This window comes from Halocalculus aciditolerans (assembly GCF_014647475.1).
In the GTDB taxonomy this organism is placed as follows: Archaea; Halobacteriota; Halobacteria; order Halobacteriales; family Halobacteriaceae; genus Halocalculus; species Halocalculus aciditolerans.
Map to the genome: position 1 here is coordinate 38585 of NZ_BMPG01000002.1, position 20038 is coordinate 58622.

Genomic DNA, 20038 nt, shown 5'->3' on the forward strand with positions numbered 1-20038 from the left:
TGGCGGCCGTCTGGTCGCGACGAGTGAGAACGCTTTTGCTGTTCGTGTCCGAGTTGCCGCGCGTGTATCCGACACCGCGATTCGCCGTCGTCTTGGCGCTCGTCGCCCTGCCGTTCGTCGCCGCTGCGGTCGCTCCCGCCGTCTACCGGCGGTTCGGTGACCGCACCGGCTACTTCGCGGCCGGTGTCGCGGGCGTCTGTTTCGCTCTCGTCGTCGCCCTGTCCGGCACGCAGGGCGCGACGAGCGTGCCGTGGGTTCCCACCCTCGGTATCTCGCTCTCCTTCTACGTCGACTCGCTCGCCGTCCTCGTGGGGTATCTCGCGAGCGGCGTCGGCGTCCTCGTCTTCCTCTACTCCGTCGGCTACATGGCCGACCACCACGGCGCGGGCAAATACTACGCCACCATGCTCGCCTTCATGGGCTCCATGCTCGGCGTCGTCTTCGCCGGCGACCTCGTCGCCCTCTTCCTCTTCTGGGAGATGACGAGCCTCTGCTCGTTCCTCCTCGTCGGCCACGACTCCGACGACCGGGAGGCGCGGCGCTCGGCGCGAAAAGCCTTCGTCGTCACCGTCGGCGGCGGACTCTTCCTCCTCCTCGCCATCATCCTCGTCTCCGTCGGCGTCGGCACGACGAGCGTCGCCGAACTCCTCGCCGACCCCGCCGGGACGCGCGCCGCGCTCGAATCCGCCGGCCTCCTCCTCCCCGTCACCGGCCTCGTCGCCGTCGGCGCGGGCGCGAAATCCGCACAGGTCCCGCTCCACATCTGGCTCCCGGACGCGATGGCCGCCCCGACGCCCGTCTCCGCCTTCCTCCACTCCGCGACCATGGTCAAGGCCGGCGTCTTCCTCTTCGGCCGCCTCCGCCCCGTCCTCGACACCGGCGAGTGGGGCTTCTGGATCGCCGCGCTCGGCCTCACCACGATGTGCGTCACCGCGCTCCTCGCCGTCGCCGCCGACGAACTCAAAGAACTCCTCGCGTACTCGACGGCGAGCCACCTCGGCCTCCTCACCGCCGGCTTCGGTTTCACTTCTCTCCTCGGCGCTGAGACCGGCGCGTTCCAGTTCATCGCGCACGCGACGTTCAAAGCCCCCCTCTTCCTCGTCGCCGGCATCGTCATGCACGCCGCACACACCCAGGAGCTCGACGAGCTCTCCGGCGTCCGCCACGCCCTCCCCGTCACCGCCCTCGTCGCCGTCATCGCCGGCCTCGGAATGGGGGGTATCCCGCCGTTCAACGGCTTCTACGCCAAGGAGTTCCTCTTCGAGGCCGCGTGGGAGGCGGCCGTCCACGACGGCGGCGTCTACTGGCTCTTCCCCGTGCTCGCCGTCGTCGGCAGCATCTTCACCTTCGTCTACGCCATCCGGTTCGTCGCCGTCTTCTTCGGCGACACCACGCCCGCGCTCGACGACGTCCACGCGCCCGGCGCGTCGATGCTCGTCCCCGTCGTCGTCCTCGGCGGCATCGCGCTCGCCATCGGCCTCGGCGGCGTCTCCGCCGCGCTCGGCGCGCCCCCGACGCACTTCAACCACTTCGTCGGCGACATCGCCACCGCCGTCGGCGGCGGCGGCGAGGGCGGCCACGGCCACGCCTTCTCCTACTACATCCCGACGCACCTCACGCCCGCCGTCGGGATGAGCGCCATCGCCATCGGCGCGGGCGCGCTCCTCTACCCGTACCGCGACCGCATCGGCGCGGCCGTCGACGCCGTGACGAGCACGCCCGGACTCGCCGCGAACTGGTGGTACCGCTTCCTCCTCGACGGCGCGGCGAACGTCTCCTTCCGCGCGGACGAACTCGTCGACCCGCGCCGCATCCGCTCCTACGCGACGGCGTTCCTCGCGACCGCTATCGCCGTCACCGCGCTCGGCTACACCGTCACCGGCGGTGTCCTCCCGCGCGCGCTCTCCGCGTTTACGGTCACGCTCGACCCCGAGCTCGCCATCGTCTTCCTCGTCGCCGTCGTCGCCACCGCCGGCGCGATACAGGCCGACAGCCACCTCGCGGGCGTCCTCGCGCTCTCCGTCCTCGGCTTCATGGTCGCCATCTTCTTCGTCGTCGCGAACGCCCCCGACGTCGCGCTCACGCAGATCGTCGTCGAGACGCTCGTCTTCGTCGTCTTCCTCCTCGTCCTCTCCGAACTCCCCGAATACTACGGGGAGATCTCGTCGAGTCGAGCGACGCGCGACGGCCTGCTCGCCGTTCTCGTCGGCGCGCTCGTCACCACGAGCGCGCTCGCCGCCACGTACCGCCAGCCAGACACCATCGCGGGCTACTTCGCTGAACACGCCGTCCCCGACGGGGGCGGCCACAACATCGTGAACGTAATCCTCGTCGACTTCCGTGGACTCGACACGCTCGGGGAGATCTCCGTCATCGCCATGGCGGGTCTCGCCGTACTGACCGTCGTCGCTATGCGCGAACGGGGTGAAGCACAGTGACGACCGTCATCCTCCGCACCGTCACCCGAACGGTCGTCCCGCTCGCCGTCGTCGTCGCCGTCGCCCTCTTCGCACAGGGCCACAACCTCCCCGGCGGCGGCTTCATCGCCGGCGTCCTCACCACCACCGCGGTCGCCCTCACCTACATCACGTACGGGCTGGACGCCGTCGAAGAAGAGATCCTGAACCGCGAACCCGGCACCGTCTTCGAGCACATCGAACACGGCGTCATCGACGAGTACACCGGCCTCGTCGCCGCCGGCCTCGGCGTCTCCGTCGCCGCCGCCTGCGCCGGCGTCGTCTTCATGTGGCTCACCGGCATCGAAACCGCGTTCTTCGCGCAGAGCTTCCTCATCTTCCACCACGTCCCGCTCGCCGGCGAACTCGAAGTCGCCTCCGCCGCCGTCTTCGACGCCGGCGTCTACGGCGTCGTCGTCGGCGCACTCCTCACGGTGGTTTCGGTGGTGAGCGCCGAATGAGGTGGAGACGTCGAGCGAAGCGAGACGTCTCCGAACGAGCGAGCGGTGGCGAGAACGGAGTTCTCGCTCGCAACCGGAACGCTCCGCGTTCCGGTGACGGGGAGCGAACGCGACCCGCGAGCCTGCGGTGTCCAGCGCGACGAGACGTCTCCGAACCAGCGGGCGGCAGCGTCACGGCCACGCTGCTCGCGTTCACAGGGGGTGTGTGCGCGTGACCGAAGTCGTCCTCTCCGTGGGTATCGGCATGCTGTTCGCCATCGGGACGTTCCTCGTGCTGCGCCGCGACCTCGTGCGCGTCATCTTCGGCGTCATCGTGCTGAGTCAGGCGACGAACGTCTACCTCATCACGATGGGCGGCATTCAGGGCGTCGCACCGGTCGTCGGCGGCCACGGCGGTCACGGTGAGACGGCGGTGACGGACCCGCTCGTGCAGGCGCTCGTCCTGACCGCGGTCGTCATCGGACTGGCGACGACGGCGTTCGCGCTCGTCCTCGCCTACCGCGTCTACGAGGAGCACGGAACCATCGACTTAGACCGCCTGCAGGGGGTGGAGCGATGACGACGACGCACGCCGTCGTCGCGCCGCTCGCCGTCGCGTTCATCACGGCGGTGGCGACGCTCGCCGGCCGCGCACAGCCGTCCGTCCGCCGCACCGCGAGCACGCTCGGCGTGTTCGCGTACGCCGCCGCGGTCGCCTACCTCGACTACGCGGTCCTCACGGGCGACGGGAGCGTGCTCGCCTACCAGGTCGGCGGCTGGGTCGCGCCGTACGGCATCAGCTTCGTCGCCGACCCGCTCTCCGCGTTCTTCCTGACGCTCACCGCGCTCGTCGCCGTGCCGAGCCTGCTCTTCGCCCTCCGCGACCTCGACGGCTACGGCGACCAGTTCTTCCACCCGCTCTACGCCTTCCTCCTCGTCGGCGTCACCGGCGGATTCCTCACCGGCGACCTCTTCAACCTCTTCGTCTGGTTCGAAGTGACGCTCCTCGCGAGCTACGCGCTCGTCGCGTTCCGGAGCACGGGGAAGGAGACGCTCGCCGCGACGCGCTACCTCGTCGTGAACCTCGTCGGGAGCGCGCTCATGCTCGTCTCCATCGGCGGACTCTACGGCGTCACCGGCACGCTCAACATCGCCGACGTGGCGCGCCGGGTCGCCGACCCCGCCGCGTACAACGTCGACCCCGTTCCCGTGCTCGGCCTCGCGCTCCTCCTCATCAGCGTGTTCGCGCTGAAAGCCGGGCTCGTCCCGCTCCACTGGTGGGTGCCGAGCGTCTACGACGCCGCGCCGCCCGCCGCCGCCGCGCTCCTCTCCGGCGTCGTGAAGAAGGTCGGAGTCTACGCCATCCTCCGCCTCTCCTTTACCGTCCTCCAGGGCAGCGCGATTCCCGTCCCCGTTCGGCTCTTCGGGCTGTCGACGCCGCTCGACGTCGTCGGCGTCGTCCTCCTCGTCATGGCCGCGGGAAGCGTCCTGCTCGGCGGGCTCACCGCGGTCGACAGACCGTCGCTCGCCGGGACGTTCGCGTACTCCAGCATCGGCCAACTCGGCTTCATCGTCGTCCCGCTCGGCATCGCGGCGATTGAACCGAGCGTCCGCACGCTCGCGCTCACCGCCGCGCTCGCCTACGCGCTCGCCCACGGCCTCGCGAAAGCCCTCCTCTTCCTCGTCTCGGGTACGATTTCCGACGCCACCGGGACGACCCGCCTCAGCGACATCGGCGGGCTCGCGGGTCGCTCCCCGCTCCTCGCGGGGGCCTTCCTCGTCGGCGTGCTCTCGCTCGTCGGCGTCCCGCCGCTCGTCGGGTTCTTCGCGAAGTTCGCCGTCTTCCGCGTCGCCGCGACGTCCTCTCTCGCGGCGCTCGCCGTCGTCATCGTCGGCGCGCTCCTCACCATCGCGTACGCCACGCGCACGTGGAACCGCGTCTTCTGGGGCGCACGAACGCCGGCCGTCGCCGACGCCGACGTCGACCGATACCTGCTCGCGTGCTGTCTCGGCCTCGCGCTCGTCGTCGTCGCCGCCGGCGTCGGCTACGACCCCGTGCTCCAATTCACCCAGCACGCCGCGAACGCCGCGACGCCCGCCGGCCGCGACGCCTACATCGCCGGCGTCTTCGGAGGTGAGAGCGCATGAGCGCCGACGCCGATGCCGACACTGACGCCGACGCCAACGTCGACGCCGACGCTGACGCTGGTACTCCGGCGGGGACGCAGCGCTGGAAGCTCGCGGTCGTCGCGCTCACCGTCACGTGGGTGTTCGCCGCCGCGCCGCCCGCCGAACCCGGCCCGCTCGCCCTCGAAATCCTCGTCGGCGTCGTCTTCGCGCTCCCCGTCGCCTACTTCGGGCGCGCGTTCTTCCCCGGACGAACCGACGTCGACCGAGTCGCTCGGTCGATTCCGCTCGCCGCGAGATACCTCGGGTTCTTCGTCAAAGAGCTCCTCGTCGCGAACGTGACGGTCGCCCGCCTCGTCCTCGACCCACGCGCCGAACTCGACCCGGGCGTCGTCGACGTCCCGCTGCGCGTCGAAACACCGGGCGCGATCACCCTCATCGCGAACAGCATCACGCTCACCCCGGGCACGCTCTCCATGGACTACGACGACGACGCGAACGTCGTCCGCGTGCACACCGTCGACATCGCCGACCCCGACGGCATCGTCACGACCATCCGAATCTGGGAGGATTACGCCCTCCGAATGTTCGACGAGGACGCATCGCCCGACGACGCCGCGCCGAACTACGTCGTCGACCCCGCCGACACCCTCGGAGGTGACACCGATGAGTGAAACCACGCTCCTACAGACCGTCTTCCACACCGCGGTCGCCGGCACCACCGTGCTGGCGAGCGCGCTCACGCTCCTCTGCACGTACCGCATCCTCGCCGGCCCGACCGTCCCCGACCGCACGGTCGCGCTCGACACCGTCGCCACCAACGTGGTCGCCATCGGCCTCCTGCACTCGCTCAACACCGACCGCGGGTTCTTCGTGCTCGTCGCACTCGTCCTCGCGACCGTCGGCTTCATCACCACTGTCGTCGTCGCGAAATTCCTCGGCGAGGGGGCGATCGTCGAATGATCGAGACGATCCGTCTCGTGCTCACCACGGGACTCGTGCTCGTCGCCGCGTTCTTCCTCACCGTCGGCACCGTCGGCCTCCTCCGCTTCCCCGACGTCTACAACCGCATGCACGCCACGACGAAAGCGACTACGCTCGGCGCGGCCACCCTCTTCCTCGCCGCCTGGGTCTACTTCGGCCCGCTCGGCGACGGCCTCCCCGCCATCCTCGGCATCGCCTTCCTCTTCTTCACCGCGCCCGCCGGCGCGCACGTCATCAGCCGCGCCAGCGCCCACATCAACGTCCCCTTCTACCGCGCCGACGGGGACGGGAACGCCACCGAAACCGGCGACGACTGACCCACCCAACCGGTCGAGACCTTTCTGACCGCTATTTCTTTACTCGGCGCGTCCGAACGGACAGAGAATGGCTGATTCCGCCCCGACGCCGCGCCGAACGATTGCGCTGGCGTTCGCCGTCGCCGTCGTCGCGACCGCCGGGAGCCTCTCCTACTCCCTCGTCATGGGGCTCCACCCCTGCCACCTCTGCTGGTACCAGCGCGTCCTGATGTACCCGCTCACCGCCATCGCCGCCTACGCCTTCCTCACCCGCGACGCCGGCGTCTGGCGGCTCGTCCTCCCGTTCTCCGTCCTCGGCGCGGCCGTCGCCGCCTACCACTCCTGGCTCCAGCTGACGGGCACGGCCTGCGGCTTCGGCGGTGGCGGCTGCACCGCCGTCCAATACCGCCTCCCCGCCCTCGGCCTCTCCATCCCCAACCAGAGCCTCCTCGCCTTCCTCGCCATCACCGCCCTCATGGGCTGGCTCGCCCTCTCACAGCGATAACGACCCGGCCTCTCCTCCGCACTGATTCGACACCGTCGACGACCACGTCCCACGAACAGCCACCGCTGTGGAACTGTATCGGCGTCGAAGCGGGTAGAGAAACCACTACGCGAGTAGAATCGGAAGAAGAGCCGGTGGAGGGATTTGAACCCTCGGCCTATTCCTTACGAAGGAATCGCTCTGCCAGTCTGAGCTACACCGGCCGACGCGCCTGCCTGCATTACTCCGTAACCGGATTGGAGAGTTAAGGCTGTCGAATCAGAGTCGGGTGAGGCGGGCGTCGATGCAGACGTTGAGTTCGTGGGGGGCGTAGGAGCGAACGACGTGCTCGGTTTCGATTTCGACGCCGTAGGCGGGTTCGGCGGCGTCTCGAATCGCGGTCTCGCCGGGGCCGAAGGGGTCGTCTTCGTGCTGGATGTCGTAGAGGTGGAGGACGCACTCGTCGCCGGCGAGTTCGACTGCGACGTCGAGGAAGTCGCTGGCGGTCTTCGGGAGGTTCATCACCACGCGGTCGGCCCAGCCCTCGTAGTCGTCGGCGAGCTCGCGCACGTCCCCACAGAGCGCGGTGACGCGGTCGGCGACGCCGTTCCGTCGCGCGTTCTGCTTCAGGTAGCCGACGGCGTCCGGGTTGATGTCGGTGGCGACGACGGCGGCGTCGCGTTTCGCCATCGGGATGGCGAACGGGCCGACGCCCGCGAACATATCGAAGGCGTGTTCGCCCGCCTCGACCTGCTCGACGACGCGGTGGCGTTCGGTGGCGAGCCGCGGCGAGAAGTACACCTCGGCGACGTCGAGTTCGAACGCACAGCCGTACTCGCGGTGAACGGTTTCCGTACACGACCGGTCCGCGTCGCCCTCGTCGCCGTCCGCGTCGTCCGCGCGGGCGAGGACGTCCCAGTCGCGCGTGCGTTCGACGCCCTTCACCTTCGACGCCTCGTTCACCACCGTCCGCGCCTTCACGTCCGACGCCACGATGGCGTCCGCAATCTCCCGGGCGCGCTCCGGGTCGTCCTCGCGGAGGATGACGACGTCGCCGAGGCGCTCGTAGGACGGCTCGAACCCGAGGATGTCGGCGGGCATCGTCTGCCCCTCGCGCACCGGCACGTCGTGCGTGACGACGTCGAACCGCTCCGGGACGCCGTCCGGGTCGGCGACGGGGAGGTAGAGCCAGCCGTCGTCGACCGTGATGTCGAGGTCGGCGTCGAGGACGCCCGCGTCGGCGAGCGCTTCGCGCGTCTCTTCGCCCGACTGCGGGCGAACGCGGACACAGGGCGCTTCCATACTTTCCCTCGCCGCCGCCCGGACTTACCGCCTTCGCTTGACCGCACGCTGGCGTTCTTCGCGGGCCTTATCCTCTCCCGCCCCGGACTCACGGGTATGCTCACGTTCGTCGGCCTCGGCCTCTACGACGAGCACTCCGTCACCGTCGAGGGCCGAGACGCCGTCCGGAACGCCGACCGCGCGTTCGCCGAGTTCTACACCAGCCACCTCGTCGGCGCGGACGTCGACGACCTCGAAGCCTACCACGACACCGAAATCGAGGTGCGCGACCGCGTCGGCGTCGAACAGGAACCCGAACCCGTCCTCGACGCCGCCGAGTCTGGAGAAGTCGTCTTCCTCACCGCCGGCGACACGATGATTTCGACGACGCACGTCGACCTCCGCCTGCGCGCCCACGAGCGCGGCATCGACACCCGCGTGATTCACGCTCCCACCGCCGAATCCGCCGCCTCCTCGCTCACCGGCCTCCAGAACTACCGCTTCGGGAAAGCCACCACGCTCCCCTTCGAGTGGGCGCACGGCGCGGACGGCGTCCCCGGCAGCGTCGTCGAGACCATCGAGGACAACAAAGAGCGCGGCCTCCACACGCTCTGCTACCTCGACATCAAGGTCGGCCGCGGGCCTCGCGGTCCCGACCCCGACTTCGAGGAGTACATGACGGCCGACTACGCCGCCGCCCTCCTCGCGGAGCACTACGACCCCGACGCCGTCGGCGTCGTCGTCGCGCGCGCCGGCAGCCCCGACCCCCTCGTCCGCGCCGACACCCTCGCCGCCCTCGCCGACGGGGACTTCGGCGACCCCCTCCACATGCTCATCCTCCCCGGCGACCTCCACCACATCGAACAGGACGCCCTCACCGGCCTCGCCGGCCTCCCCAACGAACACGTCGACGACTGACCCGTCTGTCGAACCGAGTCAGACCGCCGACCGCAGTCGTACTCAGGGGACGCCGACGGCGCGGTGTCGCTGGTAGCAGTAGACGACGGCGGCGAGCTGGCCGAAGAACGCCACGCCGCCGAGCGCGACGAGGTAGTAGAGGGCGCTCGGCTTCCACCCGCCGGGCTTCGTGGAGCGCTCCGCCCAGACCGCGGGGACGGACGCGATGCAGAACGCCCAGCCCGCCGCCCACACCGTGAGGAGCGGGAGTTGGCCGACGACGTCCGGGCCGACGACGACCGAGAAGAACTCGCCGGCGACGACCGCGACTGGGAGGCCGGCCGCCGCCGCCGCGAGCACCGCCCAGTCCTGCCCGGTCTTCAAGCAGTGCCACGCCATCGGGACGACGACACCGACGACGGCCGCGAGCGCCAGTCCGGCGGCGAGCGCGAGCGCCAGCGTCGGCGTCCACACGCCGTCGAGCTGCAGGGCCGCGTAGCCGAGGAGGGCGAGCGCGCACACCGTCGCCCACGCGAGCGCGACGACGCGCAGCGGAGACCGGGAATCTATCACGGCCGGAGCGACGAGGGGACGCGGGAAAAAGCGTGCGGCGACCCGGCCGCGCCCGCCAGGGGTGGACGGTCGAACCGAGGAAACCCGAGACGGGCGGTAGTTGAGTGGTCGAGCCGGTCGTGTCGGTTAGCTCATCTCGGTGTCGTCGACGTTGACGACCTCGATCTCGTGGCCGTCCTGGTCTCGCGTGAAGGCGTACTGGTAGTCGCAGGATTCGGGGTCGCGGTAGTCGACGGCCTCGCGGGTCATGAGGTCGTCCCAGGCGGCTTCGAGGTCGTCGGCGCGCACCGCGACGTGGCCCCAGGCGTCGCCGAGGTCGTACTCGCGGCCGTCGTAGTTGTACGTGAGCTCGATGGCCATCGCCTCTTCACTACTCCCTTCGGGCTTCATGAAGTAGTTCGCGAACGTGTCGGCCTCCCAGCGGCCGGTGTGTTCGTACCCGAACTTCCGCGTCCAGAACCCGAGAGCTTCGTCTGCGTCCTCGACGCGAATCATCGTGTGGTCGAGGCTCCAGCGCGCGCCGTGGTCGCGCTCGACGATCTCGACCTCGTGGCCGTCGGGGTCTTTCACGAAGGCGTACCCGGGGTTCTCCTCGGGCGGCCGGTAGTCCTCGACGCCCTCGTCCATGAGCTCCGCGTAGGCCTCCTCGACGTCCTCGACACGCACGGCGATGTGCCCCCAGGCGTCGCCGAAGTCGTACTCGCTCGTGTCGTGGTTGTACGTGAGTTCGAGGACGGCGGCGTCGTCGGCTTGGTCTTCCGGACCGAGGTAGACGTTCGTGAAGGTGTCGGCCTCCCAGCGGCCCTTCTCCTCGTAGTCGAGGTGGGTCTGGTACCAGTCGAGGGACTCCTCTAAGTCGCCGACGCGCATCATGACGTGGTCGAGTGCGAACTCGGTCATGGTCGAGGCGTGGAGTGGCGTGTCGAAAAACGTACCGGACGCGGCGGCTCCCTCGGCGACCAGTCGTTATACGGCCGCGGGGTCGGCGTTCCGGTACACGGCGGCAGCGTCTTCTCTCAGCGAGCCGTTCCGAAGAGGTGGCTCGCGCGGGCGGCGACGTCGCGGTAGCCGACGGCCGCGGCCGCCCACAGCCAGAGGGTGCCGAGCGGCGCGACGACGACGCCGCGCTGGCCGGACACGCGCCACGCGAACGACGCGACGCAGAGCCCCGCGAGGACGAGGAGACCCGCGGTCAGGCGCTCGTCGGGGTCGCCCGCGAGCGCGCTCGCGAGCGAGAGAAGGTAGAGAAACGCGCCCGTGCCGAGCGCCGCGAACCCCGGCGAGACCACCGCGCGCGAGAAATAGACTGAGAGGAGCGTGAACCGGAGCGGGTCGAGCGACGCGAACCCGGCGGAGAAGACGGGGTACCAGCCGGTGTCCCACGCGACCACCGCCCACGGCAACGCGCCCGCGAGGAGAACGAGAAGGACGCGCCGCGCGTCCACCCGCGCCCGCCACCGCGCCACCATCCCGTGCTCGCTTCGCATACCCTCTCTCCGTGTTGCGCCACCGAAAAACCACGACAAGCGGCGACGCCACGACCGACATGGTCAGCGACCGCGAGAAGAGGAGGGAGAGAGGGACGCTCGGAGGACGCGATGAAGCGGGGCGCGCGTGGCGCGCGGAGACTGTGTGGAGGCCGTCCGTCAGCGTCTCGCGACGACGCGGAGGATGTCTTCGTCCTCCAAGACGTGGTCGCGGCCGACCTGTTGTTCGTCGTGTTTCGCGGACGGCCCGGTGACGCGCGCGAACCGGAAGCGCTCGTCGAGGCTCCCGCCGAGTTTGTGGAGGGCGTCGTCGACGGTCGCGCCCCGCCTGATGACGAGCGGCTCCTCGTAGTCGACGCCGCGGCCGGGTTTGTCCATGTAGACGCGGATGAGGTCGAGGCGCTCGAAGAGCGTGTCCTTCAGGCCGTCGAGCCCTTTTTCCTCCTTCGCGGAGATGTAGATGGCCTCCTCGGGGTCGACGTCGCGCTCGCGGAGGTTCTCCTCCATCGTGTCGAGGTAGGAGGGGTCGACGAGGTCGACTTTGTTCACGACGACCATCGACGGGAGGTAGACGCGGTTGTCCATTACGCCGTCGATGATTTCATCGACGTCGGGGTCGCCGCGGATGGCGACGTCGGCGTTCACGAACCCGCGCTCGCGGAGGACTTCGCGGATGGTGTCGTGGTCGAGGCCGAAATTCTTCGGCGCGTTCACGTCGATGCCGCCCATCCCTTTTCTAGTTATGCGGACGCTCGGCGGCTCGGTGTCGAGGCGGATCTTGTTGTTGTAGAGCTCCTCGGCGAGCCGGTCGTACTGCTGGATCTCGAAGGCGGAGAGCACGAAGACGACGAGGTCGGCGGAGCGGACGACGGAGAGGACTTCGCGGCCGCCACCCGCGCCGCCCGCCGCGCCCTCGATGAGCCCGGGGACGTCGAGAATCTGGATGTTCGCGCCCTTGTACTTGAGCATCCCGGGGTTGACGTCGAGCGTCGTGAACTCGTAGGAGCCGACTTCGCTGTCGGCGTTCGTGAGCGCGTTCACGAGCGTCGACTTCCCCACGGAGGGGAAGCCGACGAGCGCGACGGTGGCGTCGCCGTGCTGCTCGACGGCGTACCCGCCGGGGCCGCCGGAGCCGGACTGCTGGGTCTCCAGTTTCTCCTTCTTCTCCGCCAGCTTCGCCTTCAGCCGACCGATGTGCGCTTCCGTGGACTTGTTGTACGGAGTACTCGCTATCTCCTCCTCGAGTGCCTCGATGTCCTCCTCAAGTCCCATTGCACTCCCGTAGGGCGGCGTCACTGGAAAGCCCTTTCCTCTTCCCGTCGCGCGCGACACGCGACCCACAGCGAGCCGCGCCGACGTATCCCTCACGATTATCGACACGTTAAAGCCCGTGCTGTCGAGATACCCGACGACATGGGAGACCCCGGCAGCTTCCGCGACGCCACGCAGATCGTCCTCCCAGCGACCGCGCTCGCCGACGTGCGCGCCGACCTCGAAGCCGAGTTCACCGTCACAATCACTGAAGACGACGGCATCGCGCGCATCATCGGCAGCCCCGTCGTCATCAAGGACGTCGGGGACTTCCTCGCGCGTCACGGCGTCTCACTCCCCTGACCGGCGTCCCCACCGAAAAGTAAGCGTTAAACCCGCGGCGACGTTTCCTCCGAGTATGGCTGATACCATCGAAGTCCTGGTTCCGGGCGGACAGGCCAACCCCGGCCCGCCCCTCGGCCCCGAACTCGGCCCGACCCCCGTCGACGTGCAGGCAGTCGTCGACGACATCAACGAACAGACGGCCGCCTTCGACGGCACGGAAGTCCCCGTCACCATCACGTACGAGGAGGACGGCTCCTACAGCATCGAAGTCGGCGTCCCGCCGACGGCCGCCCTCATCAAGGACGAACTCGGCTTCGAGACCGGGAGCGGCGAACCCCAGGAGAACTTCGTCGCCGACATGAGCATCGAGCAGCTCAAGACCGTCGCCGAGCAGAAGAAGCCCGACCTCCTCGCGTACGACACGAAGAACGCCGCGAAGGAAGTCGCCGGCACCTGCGTCTCCCTCGGTGTCACCATCGAGGGCGAGGACGCCCGCACGTTCAAAGAGCGCGCCGACTCCGGCGAGTTCGACGACGTGCTCGCTTCGGCGTAAGCGAGATTAGCGGAACAGACGGGCCGATTCTCACCGTTCTACTGCGGTTTTCACGCGCGCAGTGACAACTCTCGGTGGTGCGGTGCCGCTCGCTGCTGTGGTGTCTCGCTGTCGAGCGCGTGCCGCGTGCGTTACCTGCCGAGCGTGCAGAGCGCGTCGTCGACGGCGGCGTCGTAGCCGTCGTCGGGGAAGTGGAAGGCGTGATCGAGGGCGAAGGAGAGTTCGTAGACGGTTCTCGTCGCGTCGGAGACAGAGAGTGGTCGGACGGATTCGTAGCCGCGGCGGAAGGCGTCGTCGAGGCCGCACCAGTCGGCGTACGTGACGTCGACGGCGGGGTCGCCGTAGGAGGACGCGGGGTCGAGGACGGCGCGGACGTCGCCGTCGCCGGGAACGACGTTGTTCCGCCAGAGGTCGCCGTGGAGGAGGGCGGCGGGCGGATTCGCGGGGAGGTACTTGTCGAGGTCGTCCGCGAGCGCGCGAACGCGGTCGAGGGAGTCGTCGGTGATGCCGCCGGCTTCGCGTGCGGCGCTCGCGGTCGGCCGGAGGCGGTTCGCGGCGAAGAAGCGCGGCCACGACTCGAAGGGGTCGTTCGGGAGTTCGAGACGGCCCTTCCACGTCGCCTCCGGGTAGCCGTAGGCGTCGCGTGTCGTCCCGTGCAGACGCGCGACGCGCTCGCCGAGGGCTTCCGCGGCGCGCGGCGTCCACTCGCCGTGCGGGACGTGTTCGAGGACGAGGAGGTCGGGTGCGACCGCGAGGACGTCCGGCGTCGGGAGGCCGGCGGCGGCGAGGCGGCGGAGCGCGCGCGCCTCTACGTCGAGCGGCGTCGCGCCCGTCTTCGCCACCACCCGCCGCCCGTCCGCGAGCGCGCACGCGGTCACCGTTCCGATTTCGCCGCCGTCGAGGCGGCGGCTGCTCGTCACCGGGACTCCGAGTTCGACGGCGACGCGGTCGGCGACGGCTGTCACGGCGAGTGCTCGGCTGACGACCGGGAAAAGTCCATCGGCGCGCTCGCGGTGTGTGACTCGGGCACGCCCGCCCGGGCGTAACGACGGGTTTAAGGACGGCATGACCGTTCCTCGAAGTGAGACAGGCGTAGCCTGTTTCACTGACCCGTAGGAGATCCCCCGAAAGGGGGTCCGGTACTACGGAGGTGAAAAATGGCAGAAAATGATATCGTAGAGGCCGTCAGTGAGGCGCTCGAGTCCGCGCCCGAGCGGAATTTCCGCGAGACCGTGGACCTCGCCGTCAATCTGCGCGACCTCGACCTCAACGACCCGTCGAACCGTATCGACGAGGGCGTCGTGCTGCCAGCGGGTACCGGTCAGGAAACGCAGATCGTGGTGTTCGCCGAAGGCGAAACCGCGGTCCGCGCCGAGGACGTCGCCGACCAAGTTCTCTCCGGAGACGATCTGGAAGATCTCGGTGACGACACCGATGCTGCGAAGGACCTCGCCGATGAAACCGACTTCTTCATCGCCGAAGCGTCCCTCATGCAGGACATCGGTCGCTACCTCGGTACCGTGCTCGGTCCGCGCGGTAAGATGCCGACCCCGCTGCAGCCGGACGACGACGTCGTCGAAACGGTGAATCGTATGAAGAACACTGTCCAGCTCCGCTCCCGCGACCGCCGCACGTTCCACACGCGCGTCGGCGCAGAGGACATGAGCCCGGATGACATCGGTGACAACATCGACGTCATCCTCCGCCGGCTCCACGCGGACCTGGAGAAGGGCCCGCTCAACATCGACTCCGTCTACGTGAAGACGACGATGGGGCCCGCCGTGGAGGTGGCCTGAGATGTCCGCTGAAGCTGAATCCGAACGGCACACGGAGCACGTTCCCGAGTGGAAGAAGGAGGAAGTCGAGTCCATCTCGTCCCTCCTCGAGTCCTACGACAGCGTCGGCGTCGTCGGGATCGCCGGGATTCCGAGCCGCCAGCTGCAGGACATGCGTCGTGCGCTGCACGGGAGTGCGGAGCTCCGCGTCAGCCGGAACACGCTCCTCGAGCGCGCGCTCGACGAAGTCGACGACGGCCTCGAGAACCTCGAGTCCTACGTCGCCGGCCAGGTCGGTCTCGTCGGCACGAACGACAACCCCTTCGGGCTCTACAAGCAGCTCGAAGAGTCGAAGACGCCCGCGCCCATCGGCGCTGGCGAAGTCGCGCCGAACGACATCGTCATCCCCGAAGGCGACACGGGTGTCGACCCGGGTCCCTTCGTCGGCGAACTCCAGCAGATCGGTGCTGACGCACGCATCCAGGAAGGCTCCATTCAGGTGCTCTCCGACAGCGTCGTCGTCGAGGAAGGCGGCGTCGTCTCCGAAGACGTCGCGAACGTCCTCGGCGAACTCGGCATCGAGCCGAAGGAAGTCGGACTCGACCTGAAGGCCGTCTACTCCGACGGCGTCCTCTTCGAACCCGAAGAGCTCGCCATCGACGTAGACGAGTACCGCGCGGACATCCAGTCCGCCGCGGCCGCCGCCCGGAACCTCTCCATCAACGCGGAGTACCCGACGACGCAGACCGCGCCGTCCCTCATCGCGAAGGCGGCGGGCGACGCGAAATCCGTCGGGCTGTTCGCGGCTATCGAGAGCCCGGACCTCGCGGACGACCTCGTCCGCAAGGCCGACGGCCAGGTCCGCGCGCTCGCCGCGCAGATCGACGACGACGAGGCGCTCCCCGAGGAGCTCCGCGGCGTCGAAGCGCAGGCTGCGCCCACCGAGACCGAGGAAGACGAATCGACTGACGAGGAACCCACCGAGGAAGCCGCCGACGAGGACGACTCTGACGACGACGACGAGGAGTCCGGCGCGGAAGGCCTCGGTAACATGTTCGGATAACACGGAGCACTACGACAATGGAATACGTTTACGCAGCACTCATCCTGAACGAATCGGACGAGGAGATCAACGAAGACAACGTCACCGCGGTCCTCGAGGCCGCCGGTGTGGACGTCGAGGAGTCCCGCGTCAAAGCGCTCGTCGCGGCCCTCGAAGACGTCGACATCGAGGAAGCCATCGAGACGGCCGCCGCGGTCCCCGCGGGCGGCGCGTCCGGCGGTGCCGCAGCGGGCGGCTCCGACGAGGGTGGCGAGGAAGAAGAGGAGTCCGAGGACGAAGCGGAAGCGGAAGCCGAGGAAGAGGAGGACGAGGACGAAGAAGCCTCCGGCGAAGGTCTCGGCGACCTCTTCGGCTAATCCCGACGCGCTCACTTCCGACGACGCGTTTTTCTTTCGACGCCACGCCTCACAGCGACCGCCGCGTTCGACGCACTGCCTGACACGCGAGCGGAGCCTGTGTCGTCCGAGCGTTGAAGTAGGGTGACGCGGCGATGCGGGTGGTATGGTCTCGGGCGTCGTGTTCACGAGCGAGTACGCGCTGACAGCGACGGTGCTCGTCGCGGTCGCCGGGGGCGTCAGCCTCGGCACGCTCTCCGGATTGACGCCCGGCCTCCACGTGAACACGCTCGCGGTCGCGGCGGCCGCGACGCTCCCCGAGATGGGGCTCTCGCGGCTCGTCGTCGGCGTCGTCCTCCTCGCCGCCGCGACGACGCATTCGATACTCGACGTCGTCCCCGCGCTCGCCGTCGGCGTCCCCGACGCGGCGATGGCCGCGTCGACGCTCCCCGGCCACCGCCTCGTCCTCGGCGGGCGAGGCCGCGAAGCCATCCGCGTGTCCGCGCTCGGGAGCGCGAGCGCCGTCCCGCTCGCCTTCCTCCTCGCGTGGCCGATGACGCGCGTCATGACCGCTCTCGGGCCGTGGGTCACCGCCCACCGCGCCGCCCTCCTCGTCGCCGTCACCTGCCTCCTCCTCGCCGGCGAACCGACCCGCACCCGCCGCCTCGTCGGACTCGCCTCGACGCTCCTCGCCGGTGGCCTCGGCGTGCTCGCCCTCCACGGCCCGCTCACAACGCCGAACGTCCTCCTCCCGGTCTTCGCCGGCCTCTTCGGCGTCCCCATCCTCCTCGCCGCGCGCCACGGCGGCGGCCCACCACCACAGGACGACGCCCGCATCGACGCCGCCCCCCGCCGCCTCGGCGTCTCTGCCGGTGTCGGCGTCCTCGCCGGCGGCGTCGTCAGCTACGTCGCCGGCATCTCCACCGGCGTCGCCGCCGTCGGCGCGCTGTCCGCCCTCCCCGACATGGACGACCGCGCCTACGTCGCCACCACCTCCGCCGTCAACACCGCCACCGCGCTCTTCGCACTCTTCGCCCTCGCCGCCACCGGCGACGCCCACACCGGCGTCCTCGTCGCGATGACCGACGCCGGCGTCCCCATCGACCTCCCCGTCCTCCTCACCGCCTGCGTCCTCGCCGCCGCCACCGCCATCCCCCTCCTCCTCGCCCTCGGCGACCGCGCACTCACCGCCGCCGCCCGCGTCGACCACCGAACCCTCCTCGCCACCGCACTCACCGCAATTATCGCGCTCACCGCCGCCCTCTGCGGCCCCGCCGGACTCCTCGTCCTCGCCGCCGCCACCCTCGTCGGCCTCCTCCCCCAACGACTCGGCGCGCGCCGCATCCACCTCATGAGCGTCCTCCTCATCCCACTCGCGCTCTAAACCGCGAAAACACCCCGCCGAACCGCACTGCTTGCGGGTCACGTTCGGCCGCCGACGTCGGCCTCCGCACGTCGCGCTGGCTCGCGATTCTCGCTCGCTCCGAACCGCGTTCCTCGCGTGTCGCTCCCTACCAGTCGCTCCCGCTCGCCGTAACGTGGTTCTCGCGCGAGCGATAGCGAGTGCGAGCAGCACGTCGCGGAACGCGACCGAACGAGCGAGCGCCGCAGGCGCGAGCAGGGAGGAACTTGTTCCGACCATGCTCGATCGGCCGCTCCGCGCGGACTCACGGGTCGCTGGACTCACGGCGATGCCGTTCGTCCACTCGGCGGAACCGAAGGTTCCGCCTGCTCCCCGTTCGTCCTCCCGCGGTTCTCACTCGCGCCTTCGGCGCTCGTTCCGAACCGCGTCCTCTCTCCGAACCGCGTTCACAGCCACCCGACTTTCCGGAAGTAGTAGACGAGGACGCCGGAGATACCGGCCATCCCGAGGAGGGCGGCGGGGTAGGCGGTCGGCCAGGTGAGTTCGGGCATCGTCTCGAAGTTCATGCCGAAGACGCCGACGATGAGGGTGAGCGGGAGGACGATGGTGGCGACGATGGTGAGGCGTTTCATCACCTCGTTCGTGCTCATCGAGAGGGAGTTCATGTAGATGTCGCGCGCGCCGATGGCGAGTTCGCGGTAGGTCTCGACGAGGTCGACCTGCTGGACGAGGTGGTCGTAGACGTCGCGGTAGTACTTCTCCGTGCTCTCCTGTATCTGGGGGGAGTCGCCCCGCGCGAGCGTGCTGATGCTGTCGCGGGTCGGCCAGAGGAGCTTCCGCATCGCGAGGAGTTCGCGGCGCGCGTCGTTGATCTCTTCGAGGATTTCGCGCTCGGGCGTCTCGAGGACTTCTTCTTCGACGTACTCCAGGCGGTCTTCGATCTGGTCGAGCTGCTGGAAGTAGTTGTCGACGATGCGGTCGAGGACGCGGTACGCGGTGAAGTCCGGGCCGCGGCCGAGGACGCGCGGGTCCTCGCGGAGGACGCTCTCCTGGACGGCGTCGAGGACGTCGAGCGAGTGGAAGGTGAGAGTGACGAGCCAGTCCGTGCCGATGAAGAGGCCGACGGGGCGGTCGTCGATCTCCTTCTCGAACGTGGTGTCACCGTGGCGGAGGCGCGCGGCTTTCGCGAGCACGAAGAGGTGCGCGGGGAACTCCTCGACTTTCGGGCGGACGTCGTTGCCGACGTCCTCGACGGCGAGCGGGTGGATGTCGAAGACCTCATGGAGCGTTTCGAGCGTGGCTTCGTCGGGGTCGTCGGCGCGCACCCACGTGGTGCCGTTGGCGAGTTTCGCGGCGGCGAGGTCGTCGTACTCGGTGACGTCCTCGTCGGTGTAGACGAGCGCGCGGAGCGTCACGCCGCCTCACCCCAGTCGATGCCGACGGCGAGCAGCGTGATGCCGACCATCACCGCGGTGAGGGTGAATCCGCGGCCGGGGTACGGGTAGAAGACGCCGACGGCGTAGCCGCCGATACCGAGCGTCGTGAGGATGACGCCGGCGGCGAGAAAGCGATCCATATCTGCGATGACTGCGCGATACGTGAAAAGGCTTCGTGGTCCGCTGGTCCGCCGGGCGTCAGGAGTTGGTCGCGTGCTGGAGCCCGCCGAGGAGCGTCGAAATCCGCTGGTCTTCCCCGTCGAGCTGCTGCGGGTAGACGCCGACGCCGACGACGTAGTCGTCACCGTGTTTGACCTTCGTCAGGACGATGTAGACGTCCGTGGAACTCCCGTCTTCGAACGTCGCCTGCGCGGAGTACTTCGAGACGACCGTCTGCTGGCCGAGGACGGTTCGCTCGCTGCTGGAGACGTTCTGGATGTCGCTGACGGATTCGTACTGGGACTGCAACAGCATCACGAGGTCGTGGTTGTTGTAGTTCTCCAGAGGGTTGAACTGCTGGCCGAGCACGTCGATCTGCGGGCTGGAGAACGCCGTGAAGACGGCGGCTTCCCGCTCGCCGAGCGGCCCGAGGTCGACGGTGCGGTGGTAGTTCGCGACGACGTTCGTCACTTCGACCTCCTTCGTTTCGCCGGCGGCGGAGACGTTCCGGGAGACGGTCTGATTGTCGATGCTTTCGAGGCTGTAGTCGGTCTGATTGAGGGCGTTATCGTTCACGGTCGCCGGGGACGCGCTGAACGTCACCGGGCCGCCGAGGAGGCCCGAACACCCCGACGTGGCGAGCAGGGCGGCGAGCGCGACCGAGACGAGGATGCGTCGCTGCATGCGCGGGCTTTCACCCGGGCGCGGGATAAGCAGTACGGCCCGCGAGTGA

Annotated in this window: 24 protein-coding genes and 1 tRNA gene; 15 read left to right on the forward strand and 10 right to left on the reverse strand. The window is 69.1% G+C overall.

What is annotated here, in order from left to right; all coding sequences use genetic code 11:
- Window positions 1-62 precede the first annotated feature (62 nt).
- The 8 genes from mbhE (at window position 63) to IEY26_RS06775 (ending at window position 6808) form a co-directional block, all read left to right on the forward strand.
- Window positions 63-2438: a hydrogen gas-evolving membrane-bound hydrogenase subunit E gene (gene mbhE, locus IEY26_RS06740; RefSeq protein ID WP_188977224.1), complete on the forward strand. Its 2376-nt coding sequence runs from the start codon at window positions 63-65 to the stop codon at window positions 2436-2438.
- Window positions 2435-2917, forward strand: coding sequence for an MnhB domain-containing protein (locus IEY26_RS06745; protein WP_188977226.1), 483 nt, complete (start codon window positions 2435-2437; stop codon window positions 2915-2917). The genes mbhE and IEY26_RS06745 overlap by 4 nt, the downstream gene beginning before the upstream one ends.
- 211 nt (window positions 2918-3128) lie before the next feature.
- Entirely contained in the window at window positions 3129-3476 is a 348-nt protein-coding gene (locus IEY26_RS06750; protein WP_188977227.1) for a sodium:proton antiporter, read from the forward strand.
- The gene (locus IEY26_RS06755) at window positions 3473-5044 is read left to right on the forward strand and encodes a complex I subunit 5 family protein (RefSeq protein WP_188977229.1); all 1572 of its coding nucleotides are present in this window, start codon (window positions 3473-3475) and stop codon (window positions 5042-5044) included. Before IEY26_RS06750 ends, IEY26_RS06755 begins: the two co-directional genes overlap by 4 nt.
- Window positions 5041-5697, forward strand: a complete 657-nt coding sequence (locus tag IEY26_RS06760) for a Na+/H+ antiporter subunit E (RefSeq protein ID WP_188977231.1) — start codon at window positions 5041-5043, stop codon at window positions 5695-5697. The genes IEY26_RS06755 and IEY26_RS06760 overlap by 4 nt, the downstream gene beginning before the upstream one ends.
- Window positions 5690-5986, forward strand: coding sequence for a monovalent cation/H+ antiporter complex subunit F (locus tag IEY26_RS06765; RefSeq protein ID WP_188977233.1), 297 nt, complete (start codon window positions 5690-5692; stop codon window positions 5984-5986). The genes IEY26_RS06760 and IEY26_RS06765 overlap by 8 nt, the downstream gene beginning before the upstream one ends.
- On the forward strand, window positions 5983-6324 hold the full coding sequence (gene mnhG / locus IEY26_RS06770) for a monovalent cation/H(+) antiporter subunit G (protein ID WP_188977235.1): 342 nt from the start codon (window positions 5983-5985) through the stop codon (window positions 6322-6324). The genes IEY26_RS06765 and mnhG overlap by 4 nt, the downstream gene beginning before the upstream one ends.
- 67 nt (window positions 6325-6391) lie before the next feature.
- Window positions 6392-6808: a disulfide bond formation protein B gene (locus IEY26_RS06775; protein WP_188977238.1), complete on the forward strand. Its 417-nt coding sequence runs from the start codon at window positions 6392-6394 to the stop codon at window positions 6806-6808.
- Between the two features lie 129 nt (window positions 6809-6937).
- Here the strand turns inward: IEY26_RS06775 and IEY26_RS06780 are convergent.
- Window positions 6938-7011, reverse strand: a tRNA-Thr gene (locus tag IEY26_RS06780).
- A gap of 55 nt (window positions 7012-7066) precedes the next feature.
- Complete coding sequence (locus IEY26_RS06785) at window positions 7067-8089, reverse strand: class I SAM-dependent methyltransferase (RefSeq protein ID WP_188977240.1); 1023 nt, start codon at window positions 8087-8089, stop codon at window positions 7067-7069.
- A gap of 96 nt (window positions 8090-8185) precedes the next feature.
- Here IEY26_RS06785 and dph5 point away from each other — a divergent pair, with 96 nt between their 5' ends.
- A complete protein-coding gene (gene dph5 / locus IEY26_RS06790) occupies window positions 8186-8986 on the forward strand; it encodes a diphthine synthase (protein ID WP_188977241.1) in 801 nt (266 codons plus the stop codon).
- Between the two features lie 42 nt (window positions 8987-9028).
- Here the strand turns inward: dph5 and IEY26_RS06795 are convergent, their stop codons facing one another.
- From IEY26_RS06795 to IEY26_RS06810, 4 genes are all read right to left on the reverse strand, one after another.
- Window positions 9029-9538: a hypothetical protein gene (locus IEY26_RS06795; RefSeq protein ID WP_188977242.1), complete on the reverse strand. Its 510-nt coding sequence runs from the start codon at window positions 9536-9538 to the stop codon at window positions 9029-9031.
- Window positions 9539-9664: 126 nt separating this feature from the next.
- Window positions 9665-10438 carry a VOC family protein gene (locus tag IEY26_RS06800; RefSeq protein ID WP_188977243.1) on the reverse strand — a complete coding sequence of 258 codons (774 nt, stop codon included), beginning with the start codon at window positions 10436-10438 and terminating at the stop codon, window positions 9665-9667.
- Between the two features lie 116 nt (window positions 10439-10554).
- Window positions 10555-11025, reverse strand: a complete 471-nt coding sequence (locus tag IEY26_RS06805; protein WP_188977244.1) for a hypothetical protein — start codon at window positions 11023-11025, stop codon at window positions 10555-10557.
- 159 nt (window positions 11026-11184) lie between these two features.
- Window positions 11185-12297 (reverse strand): OBG GTPase family GTP-binding protein, encoded by a 1113-nt coding sequence (locus tag IEY26_RS06810; protein WP_188977245.1) that lies wholly within the window; start codon window positions 12295-12297, stop codon window positions 11185-11187.
- A gap of 141 nt (window positions 12298-12438) precedes the next feature.
- Here IEY26_RS06810 and IEY26_RS06815 point away from each other — a divergent pair, with 141 nt between their 5' ends.
- A complete protein-coding gene (locus tag IEY26_RS06815; RefSeq protein ID WP_188977246.1) occupies window positions 12439-12639 on the forward strand; it encodes a VNG_1110C family protein in 201 nt (66 codons plus the stop codon).
- A gap of 55 nt (window positions 12640-12694) precedes the next feature.
- Entirely contained in the window at window positions 12695-13174 is a 480-nt protein-coding gene (locus tag IEY26_RS06820; protein WP_188977247.1) for a 50S ribosomal protein L11, read from the forward strand.
- A 131-nt stretch (window positions 13175-13305) separates the two neighbouring features.
- Here IEY26_RS06820 and IEY26_RS06825 read toward each other — a convergent pair whose 3' ends face one another.
- A complete protein-coding gene (locus tag IEY26_RS06825; RefSeq protein ID WP_188977248.1) occupies window positions 13306-14139 on the reverse strand; it encodes a fructosamine kinase family protein in 834 nt (277 codons plus the stop codon).
- Window positions 14140-14331: 192 nt separating this feature from the next.
- On the opposite strand from IEY26_RS06825, the gene IEY26_RS06830 reads away from it, so the two are divergent.
- The 4 genes from IEY26_RS06830 (at window position 14332) to IEY26_RS06845 (ending at window position 17731) form a co-directional block, all read left to right on the forward strand.
- On the forward strand, window positions 14332-14970 hold the full coding sequence (locus tag IEY26_RS06830; protein WP_188977249.1) for a 50S ribosomal protein L1: 639 nt from the start codon (window positions 14332-14334) through the stop codon (window positions 14968-14970).
- Window position 14971: 1 nt separating this feature from the next.
- A complete protein-coding gene (locus IEY26_RS06835) occupies window positions 14972-16012 on the forward strand; it encodes a 50S ribosomal protein L10 (RefSeq protein ID WP_188977251.1) in 1041 nt (346 codons plus the stop codon).
- Between the two features lie 17 nt (window positions 16013-16029).
- A complete protein-coding gene (rpl12p, locus tag IEY26_RS06840) occupies window positions 16030-16368 on the forward strand; it encodes a 50S ribosomal protein P1 (RefSeq protein WP_188977252.1) in 339 nt (112 codons plus the stop codon).
- A gap of 145 nt (window positions 16369-16513) precedes the next feature.
- A complete protein-coding gene (locus IEY26_RS06845; protein ID WP_188977253.1) occupies window positions 16514-17731 on the forward strand; it encodes a tripartite tricarboxylate transporter permease in 1218 nt (405 codons plus the stop codon).
- Window positions 17732-18156: 425 nt separating this feature from the next.
- Here the strand turns inward: IEY26_RS06845 and corA are convergent, their stop codons facing one another.
- From corA to IEY26_RS06860, 3 genes are read right to left on the reverse strand one after another with little or no spacing between them, the layout of a single operon-like run.
- Window positions 18157-19125 carry a magnesium/cobalt transporter CorA gene (gene corA, locus IEY26_RS06850; RefSeq protein WP_188977254.1) on the reverse strand — a complete coding sequence of 323 codons (969 nt, stop codon included), beginning with the start codon at window positions 19123-19125 and terminating at the stop codon, window positions 18157-18159.
- Complete coding sequence (locus IEY26_RS06855) at window positions 19122-19286, reverse strand: hypothetical protein (protein ID WP_188977255.1); 165 nt, start codon at window positions 19284-19286, stop codon at window positions 19122-19124. Before IEY26_RS06855 ends, corA begins: the two co-directional genes overlap by 4 nt.
- Window positions 19287-19344: 58 nt before the next feature.
- Entirely contained in the window at window positions 19345-19989 is a 645-nt protein-coding gene (locus IEY26_RS06860) for a DUF6517 family protein (RefSeq protein ID WP_188977256.1), read from the reverse strand.
- Between the last annotated feature and the right edge of the window lie 49 nt (window positions 19990-20038).

What these genes read in the sequence shown, in the direction of transcription:
- IEY26_RS06755 (WP_188977229.1), top strand. Translation starts at nt 3,473, where the DNA reads ATGACGACGACGCACGCCGTCGTCGCGCCGCTCGCCGTCGCGTTCATC.
- IEY26_RS06760 (WP_188977231.1), top strand. Translation starts at nt 5,041, where the DNA reads ATGAGCGCCGACGCCGATGCCGACACTGACGCCGACGCCAACGTCGAC.
- IEY26_RS06765 (WP_188977233.1), top strand. Translation starts at nt 5,690, where the DNA reads ATGAGTGAAACCACGCTCCTACAGACCGTCTTCCACACCGCGGTCGCC.
- mnhG (WP_188977235.1), top strand. Translation starts at nt 5,983, where the DNA reads ATGATCGAGACGATCCGTCTCGTGCTCACCACGGGACTCGTGCTCGTC.
- IEY26_RS06775 (WP_188977238.1), top strand. Translation starts at nt 6,392, where the DNA reads ATGGCTGATTCCGCCCCGACGCCGCGCCGAACGATTGCGCTGGCGTTC.
- IEY26_RS06785 (WP_188977240.1), bottom strand. Translation starts at nt 8,089, where the DNA reads ATGGAAGCGCCCTGTGTCCGCGTTCGCCCGCAGTCGGGCGAAGAGACG.
- dph5 (WP_188977241.1), top strand. Translation starts at nt 8,186, where the DNA reads ATGCTCACGTTCGTCGGCCTCGGCCTCTACGACGAGCACTCCGTCACC.
- IEY26_RS06800 (WP_188977243.1), bottom strand. Translation starts at nt 10,438, where the DNA reads ATGACCGAGTTCGCACTCGACCACGTCATGATGCGCGTCGGCGACTTA.
- IEY26_RS06805 (WP_188977244.1), bottom strand. Translation starts at nt 11,025, where the DNA reads ATGCGAAGCGAGCACGGGATGGTGGCGCGGTGGCGGGCGCGGGTGGAC.
- IEY26_RS06810 (WP_188977245.1), bottom strand. Translation starts at nt 12,297, where the DNA reads ATGGGACTTGAGGAGGACATCGAGGCACTCGAGGAGGAGATAGCGAGT.
- IEY26_RS06815 (WP_188977246.1), top strand. Translation starts at nt 12,439, where the DNA reads ATGGGAGACCCCGGCAGCTTCCGCGACGCCACGCAGATCGTCCTCCCA.
- IEY26_RS06820 (WP_188977247.1), top strand. Translation starts at nt 12,695, where the DNA reads ATGGCTGATACCATCGAAGTCCTGGTTCCGGGCGGACAGGCCAACCCC.
- IEY26_RS06830 (WP_188977249.1), top strand. Translation starts at nt 14,332, where the DNA reads ATGGCAGAAAATGATATCGTAGAGGCCGTCAGTGAGGCGCTCGAGTCC.
- IEY26_RS06835 (WP_188977251.1), top strand. Translation starts at nt 14,972, where the DNA reads ATGTCCGCTGAAGCTGAATCCGAACGGCACACGGAGCACGTTCCCGAG.
- rpl12p (WP_188977252.1), top strand. Translation starts at nt 16,030, where the DNA reads ATGGAATACGTTTACGCAGCACTCATCCTGAACGAATCGGACGAGGAG.
- IEY26_RS06845 (WP_188977253.1), top strand. Translation starts at nt 16,514, where the DNA reads ATGGTCTCGGGCGTCGTGTTCACGAGCGAGTACGCGCTGACAGCGACG.
- IEY26_RS06855 (WP_188977255.1), bottom strand. Translation starts at nt 19,286, where the DNA reads ATGGATCGCTTTCTCGCCGCCGGCGTCATCCTCACGACGCTCGGTATC.
- IEY26_RS06860 (WP_188977256.1), bottom strand. Translation starts at nt 19,989, where the DNA reads ATGCAGCGACGCATCCTCGTCTCGGTCGCGCTCGCCGCCCTGCTCGCC.